1 pseudogene is annotated in these 415 nt (G+C 59.5%); it reads right to left on the bottom strand.

Annotated features, from left to right (window positions below):
• Positions 1 to 381, bottom strand: a pseudogene (locus tag AC1DIX_RS28010) (AraC family transcriptional regulator); the annotation flags it as partial.
• Positions 382 to 415: the final 34 nt, after the last annotated feature.

Here is a 415-nt window from a genome sequence, read left to right as displayed (position 1 = left end):
CCTGAGAAGCGAGGCCCCGAGGACCGACGCTTCCACCGGATCGGAAAGCGCCATTAGAAGGCGCATCAACAAATCCTCGATCTGCGGCTCTAGCCTGCTCGATACCAGCCCCTTCGGCTGCCCCACGGCTTGGGCTTCCCGCTTGTTGTCAAGCTGCGCGGCGATCTCCGTCGCAAGCAGCATATCAAAGTCGACATGGACGGCGAGGAGAGGCTATTCCGGAGAGGCCGTCGATTGCATTCGGAAGGGAACGGGAAGCGAAACGGCCAGATAGTGATCTTCATCATAGATATAGACTTGGCCATCGAGGATGCCCTGCTTGCGCCCTTGCAGCACGAACACTGCGCCGGGCCTGTAGAGAACGGGAACGTCATCAAGCATCGCCTCGGCGCGAAGAAGCCGCACGCTATCAAGA

This window comes from Massilia sp. 05N420 (genome assembly GCF_056397205.1).
Note: the sequence above shows the minus strand (reverse complement) of the source record. Positions and strands in the feature narration are given on the sequence as shown.